Raw genomic sequence first — 6,000 nt, 5'->3', positions numbered from 1 at the left:
TTGTACTCACCCTCAGTAACACTTACTGGGGCTTTCCTCCGGGCTTTTCGTTCTGTTCTTGCGTTTCCGACTCTATCAGACTCTTTCGTGTCCGATTTCCTCGGTGCTTTCCAGGTTCCTCGCTTTCGCGTTTTCCCTTTCCGGCGAGTCCGACTCTATCAGTGGTTTTCCGTCTCTCCGACCACTCACCGTTTGCCGAATGGGCATGCGGAAAGAAGAGGTGCGAGATGGAGATGGACACTGCTGGAGGAGGATTCCCGCCGACCGACTGTTCGCGAGATGTTCACACGACACGTCTCGGCGGGAGTCCGACAGTACAGCCCCTGTGGTGCCCAGGCAAATCGATTCACGCGTATGGTCTAGTCCACCGGTCTAGTCCACTAGTCTCCGTGCCAAAGGTCCGGCCCGGATCGGGACCAACATCGGGCGAACCCGCACATCCTGTGACTTATCCTTCTGAAGAGTACGCCGTTCGCGACAGGTAGTGACGGCGACACGAAAAGCCCCACCCCTGGGAGGCCCCCCATGACCAGCGTGACGTCCCCACTTGCCGGGCACGCCATCGGACTCGCGGCAGTGCCCGATCCGGTGTTCTCCGGCGCCATGGTGGGACCGGGCACCGCCATCGATCCCGTGCGCGAGCCCTCGGAGGCGGTGGCCCCCGTCGACGGAGTGGTCGTCTCCCTCCACCCGCACGCGTACGTAGTAGTGGACGCCGAAGGTCACGGCGTGCTCACCCACCTCGGGATCGACACCGTCCAGCTCAACGGCGAGGGCTTCGAGCTGCTCGTGAACAAGGGCGACACCGTGACGCGCGGCCAGGCGGTCATCCGCTGGAACCCGGCCGCGGTCGAGGCCGCCGGCAAGTCCCCGGTCTGCCCCATCGTGGCGCTCGAGGCGACGGCCGACTCCCTCTCCGATGTCGTCGATTCCGGCGATGTCAAGGCTGACGACGTTCTCTTCAGCTGGCAGTGACGCGTCCGCCCGTGCGGGCGAGACGGACATCCAACGCGGCGGCTGGGCCCGCCGCTCAATCGGAGACGGGTGAAATGGAGACAACGCTGCGAGGCGTCGGCGTGAGCCACGGTGTGGCGATCGGCGAGGTTCGGCACATGGGCACGGCGGTCCTGGAACCGCCGGCGAAGCAGATCACCGCGGACGAGGCGGAGCGCGAGCAGGGGCGCGCCCGTCAGGCCGTGGAAGCTGTGTCGGCCGACCTGATCGCGCGCGGCCAGTTGGCCGGTGGCGAGGCTCAGCACGTGCTGGAGGCCCAGGCGATGATCGCCACGGACCCCGAGCTGATGGCTGACGTGGACCGGCGGATCGCCGTCGGAAGCACCGCCGAGCGCGGTGTCTACGACGCGTTCGCCTCCTACCGCGACCTGCTCGCGGGGGCGGGCGAGTACATGGCCGGCCGGGTCGCGGACCTGGACGACGTGCGCAACCGGATCGTGGCGCGCCTGCTGGGCGTGCCGATGCCGGGTGTGCCGGACAGCGACGAGCCGTACGTGCTGATCGCGCGGGACCTGGCTCCGGCCGACACCGCGCTGCTCGACCCGACGCTCGTCCTCGGCTTCGTGACCGAGGAGGGCGGGCCGACCAGCCACAGCGCCATCCTCGCGCGGGCCCTGGGCGTGCCGGCCATCGTGGCGCTGCCGGGTGCCGGTGAGATCGCCGAAGGCACGGTCATCGCCGTCGACGGCAGCACGGGCGACCTGTTCGTGGAGCCGAGCGCCGAGAAGCGGGCCGAGCTGGAGGCCTCGGCCGCAGAGCGGAAGGCGGCGCTCGCCTCCTCCTCCGGTCCGGGCGCGACCTCCGACGGTCACAAGGTGCCGCTGCTGGCGAACGTCGGCGGTCCCGCCGACGTTCCCGCCGCTCTGGAGGCCGGGGCCGAAGGTGTGGGTCTGTTCCGCACCGAGTTCCTGTTCCTGGACGACAGCAAGAAGGCGCCGTCCGAGGAGAAGCAGGTCGAGTCGTACCGCAAGGTGCTCGAAGCCTTCCCCCAGGGTCGTGTCGTCGTCCGTGTCCTGGACGCCGGCGCCGACAAGCCGCTGGACTTCCTGACCCCGGGCGACGAGCCGAACCCGGCTCTGGGCGTGCGGGGGCTGCGTTCGCTGCTGGACCACCCGGACGTGCTGCGCACCCAGCTCACCGCGCTGGCCAAGGCCTCCGAGGGTCTGCCGGTCTACCTTGAGGTCATGGCCCCCATGGTGGCCGACCGGATCGACGCGAAGGCCTTCGCCGACGCGTGCCGCGAGGCCGGTCTGCGGGCGAAGTTCGGCGCGATGGTGGAGATCCCCTCCGCCGCGCTGCGGGCGCGCTCGATCCTCCAGGAGGTCGAGTTCCTGTCGCTGGGTACCAACGACCTGGCGCAGTACGCCTTCGCCGCCGACCGTCAGGTCGGTGCGGTGTCCCGCCTCCAGGACCCGTGGCAGCCCGCGCTGCTCGATCTGATCGCCATGTCGGCGGATGCCGCCAAGGCCGAGGGCAAGAGCTGTGGCGTGTGCGGTGAGGCCGCTTCGGACCCGCTGCTGGCCTGCGTCCTGACCGGTCTGGGTGTCACCTCCCTGTCGATGGGTGCCGCTTCGATCCCGTACGTGCGGGCGACGCTCGCCAAGTACACCCTCGCGCAGTGCGAGCGTGCGGCTGCCGCCGCGCGCGCCGCGGACAGCGCGCAGGAGGCCCGGGTCGCGGCCCAGGCGGTGCTGTCCGGCGAGTAGCCGAACGGATGTGGTGGATCGAGGGGCCCTCGCCGGTGGCGAGGGCTCCTCGGTCGTTCCCCCTCCGGTCAGTGGTGGGGGCCCGGGAGGTCCACCTCGTATCCCGGGCAGTGGTCGACGCCCGGTTCGGGGGACACGGGCTCGCCGGTGTCGGCGTCCGTGCAGTAGGCGTCGAACACGGCGGCGGCCGGGAGGGCCACCACGCGGCCCCGGTCGAGGCGCCAGCCGTGGACCCGGTCGGGCAGGCCCTCGGTGGTGCTGCGGAGCACCAGCCCCCCGGCGCCGCCGAGGGCGATGCCGGCGGCGAGGACGGTCACGAAGTCGAGGCCGTCGCGGTGGTCCGCCCGGGGCGGGGCTCCCCCGGCTCCCCCGGCTCCTCCCGCTCCCCCGCCTCCCTCGTCGGCTACCTCCGCGTGCAGGAAGGCCACGAGCTGCTCCGCGTCGGTGGGGACGCTGCACACCAGGTGGTGGTGGCCGGGTCCGGCTCCGTCGAGGAGGCGCCGCAGGATCCGGGAGGCCCGTTCGAAGGAGGCCTGGCCGATGTCCTCCCCGCAGTCCGCGCAGCCGCCCATGCCGGCCAGGAGGGTGGTGGCGTACTCCCAGGTGGCCTGGCGGACGGCCTCGTCCACGAGGAGGGGCGCGAGTTCCTCGATGGGCTGGCCGGTATAGGGGAGGGCGGCGCCGCCCGACAGTTCCGCGGTGAAGCGGGTGCGGGTCCGGGCGCTGTCGGGGTCGAGGCCGTGCTCCGCGCAGTAGTCGGCGTACTCCTCGGGGTCGAAGAGGGCGACGGTGGTGTGGATGCCGCGCGCCGCCAGGGAGCGCAGCAGGGCGTCGACGTGGTGGAGGTAGTCCTTATGGTCGTCGAAGGCGAAGCTGCGGTAGCGGCGCATGGCCGCGAAGTCCCCGGCTTCGGCGAGGAGGCCGACGGTGCTGGGGACTTCGCGGCGCAGGGTGCGGCGGCGGCGTGCGGTGTTCCTGCCGGCGCCCGTGCCGCGCGGGTCGTCCGGTGCGCGGTCGGGCGAGCGGTCGGGTGTGGTGTCGGGCGTGCCCTTCATGGTTCCCCCTGAGTGGTGCGAGAGCTTGCTCACTCAGAGTAACGACGGGCACTGACAGTCACTTTCGGCCGCGGGCCAGCTCCTCGTAGAAGGCCAGCAGGTCCGGGTTGTCGACCGAGCCGGGGTTGACCGCCTTGGTCAGGGGGGTGCCCTGGAGGAGGCGCTTGACCGGGACCTCGATGCGCTTGCCGGTGAGGGTGTGCGGGACCGCCGGGACCTCGATGACCTCGTCGGGGACGTGGCGCGGGGAGAGCTGCTCGCGGATGGTGGAGGCGATCTTCTTGCGCAGGGCCTCGTCGAGGACGGCGCCGGGGGCGAGGTGGACGAAGAGCGGCATCCAGTAGCCGCCGTTCGGCTCCTCCAGGCCGATGACGAGGGACTCCTTGATCTCGGGGAGGCGTTCGACCACCTCGTAGATGTCGGCGGAGCCCATGCGCACGCCCTGGCGGTTCAGGGTGGAGTCCGAGCGGCCGTGGATGACGACGGAACCGCGGTCGGTGATCGTGATCCAGTCGCCGTGGCGCCAGACGCCGGGGAACATCTCGAAGTAGCTGTCGCGGTAGCGGCTGCCGTCCGGGTCGTTCCAGAAGTGGATCGGCATGGAGGGCATGGGGTTGGTGACGACCAGCTCGCCGACCTCCCCGGTGACCGGCTTGCCCGAGTGGTCCCAGGCCTGGAGGTCGGTGCCGAGGCAGGCCGCCTGGAGTTCGCCGATGTGCACCGGGAGGGTGGGGACGGCGCCGGCGAAACAGCTGCAGACGTCGGTGCCGCCGCTGACGGAGGCGATCCAGAGGTCGTCGGCCACCTCGTCGTGCAGCCAGCGGAAGCCGTCGGGCGGCAGCGGGGAGCCGGTGGTCGCCACGCACTTCACGGCGGAGAGGTCGAAGTCCCGGCCCGGGTGGACCTCGGCCTTGCGGCAGGCCATGACGTAGGCGGCGGAGGTGCCGTAGAGGGTGGCGCCGGTGCGTTCGGCGATCCGCCACTGGGCCCCGGTGTCCGGGTAGCCGGGGCTGCCGTCGTACAGGACCACGGTGGTGCCGGTCAGCAGGCCGGAGACGAGGAAGTTCCACATCATCCAGCCGGTGGAGGTGTACCAGAAGAAGCGGTCCTCGGGCCCCAGGTCGCAGTGCAGGCCCAGCTGCTTGAGGTGTTCGAGGAGGATGCCGCCCTGGGACTGCACGATCGCCTTGGGCGCGCCGGTGGTGCCGGAGGAGTAGAGGATCCACAGCGGGTGCTCGAAGGGGACCGGCTCGAAGACGGGCTCGGTCGCGGCGGAGGTGAGCTCCGACCAGGCCACGGTGCCTTCGGGGGCGGGGGTGCCCAGCAGCGGGATGTGGACGACGGCGCGCAGCGAGGGCAGCTCGGCGCGCAGTTCGGCGACCGTTTCGCGGCGGTCGTGCTCCTTGCCCCCGTAGCGGTAGCCGTCGACGGTGAAGAGGACGACGGGTTCGACCTGCTGGAAGCGGTCGAGGACGCTGCGGGCACCGAAGTCGGGGGCGCAGGAGGTCCAGACCCCGCCGACGGCGGCGGTGGCGAGGAGGGCGACGACGGCCTCGGGGACGTTGGGCAGGTAGCCGCTGATCCGGTCGCCGGGTCGGACGCCGAGGGCGCGCAGTTCGGCGGCGAGGGAGCCGACCTGGCGGCGCAGCTCGGCCCAGGTGACCGGGGTGGGTTCGTGGGTCTCGTCCACGTGGAGCAGGGCCGGGTCCCCGGCGCGGGCCGGGTCCTCTCCGGCGCGCAGGGCGTGCTCCGCGTAGTTGAGGGTGGAGCCGGTGAACCAGTGGGCCCCGGGCATGGAGCGGTCGGCGAGGACCGACTCGTAGGGGGTGGTGAACCGTACGTCGAACCACTCGGCCACGGCCTGCCAGAAGGTGTCGAGTTCATCGACGGACCAGCGGTGCAGGGCCGGGTAGCCGCCTTCGGCGGGGGCTCCGAAGCGGTCGGCCGCCCAGGCCTGGAAGGCGGTGACACGGGCGGCGGCGATCCGGTCGGGGCTCGGGGACCAGAGGGCTTCCGGCGGGGTGGCTGAGGTCATGGGTCGACTCCCGGTCAAGTCTGGCGCTCGCGCTTCGTGTGCGTACGGTGTCGCCGCGGCGGCTTGGTGTGCGCCGCGGCTCACAGGGACCATGCCACGTGATCGACATCCGCACCAGAGCCGTCCCGGGCGCTCGCGCGTGATCGTTTCCGGGTGAACGGGAGCTGAACGGGCCCCGCCGGGGCCCGCG

At 71.3% G+C, this 6,000-nt stretch carries 4 protein-coding genes; 2 read left to right on the top strand and 2 right to left on the bottom strand.

Annotated elements, in window-relative coordinates:
- Positions 1-525 precede the first annotated feature (525 nt).
- On the top strand, positions 526-975 hold the full coding sequence (locus ACIOD1_RS31265) for a PTS glucose transporter subunit IIA (protein ID WP_365627675.1): 450 nt from the start codon (positions 526-528) through the stop codon (positions 973-975).
- Between the two features lie 74 nt (positions 976-1,049).
- Positions 1,050-2,720, top strand: coding sequence for a phosphoenolpyruvate--protein phosphotransferase (gene ptsP, locus ACIOD1_RS31260; RefSeq protein ID WP_365627678.1), 1,671 nt, complete (start codon positions 1,050-1,052; stop codon positions 2,718-2,720).
- Between the two features lie 68 nt (positions 2,721-2,788).
- Here the strand turns inward: ptsP and ACIOD1_RS31255 are convergent, their stop codons facing one another.
- Both ACIOD1_RS31255 and ACIOD1_RS31250 read right to left on the bottom strand, forming a co-directional pair.
- Positions 2,789-3,775, bottom strand: a complete 987-nt coding sequence (locus ACIOD1_RS31255; RefSeq protein ID WP_401906098.1) for a hypothetical protein — start codon at positions 3,773-3,775, stop codon at positions 2,789-2,791.
- A gap of 58 nt (positions 3,776-3,833) precedes the next feature.
- On the bottom strand, positions 3,834-5,810 hold the full coding sequence (locus tag ACIOD1_RS31250) for an acetoacetate--CoA ligase (protein WP_365627683.1): 1,977 nt from the start codon (positions 5,808-5,810) through the stop codon (positions 3,834-3,836).
- Between the last annotated feature and the right edge of the window lie 190 nt (positions 5,811-6,000).

Source organism: Streptomyces sp. NPDC088097 (assembly GCF_044741845.1).
Lineage (GTDB): Bacteria > Actinomycetota > Actinomycetes > Streptomycetales > Streptomycetaceae > Streptomyces.
This window is presented reverse-complemented; position numbering and strand designations above follow the sequence as displayed.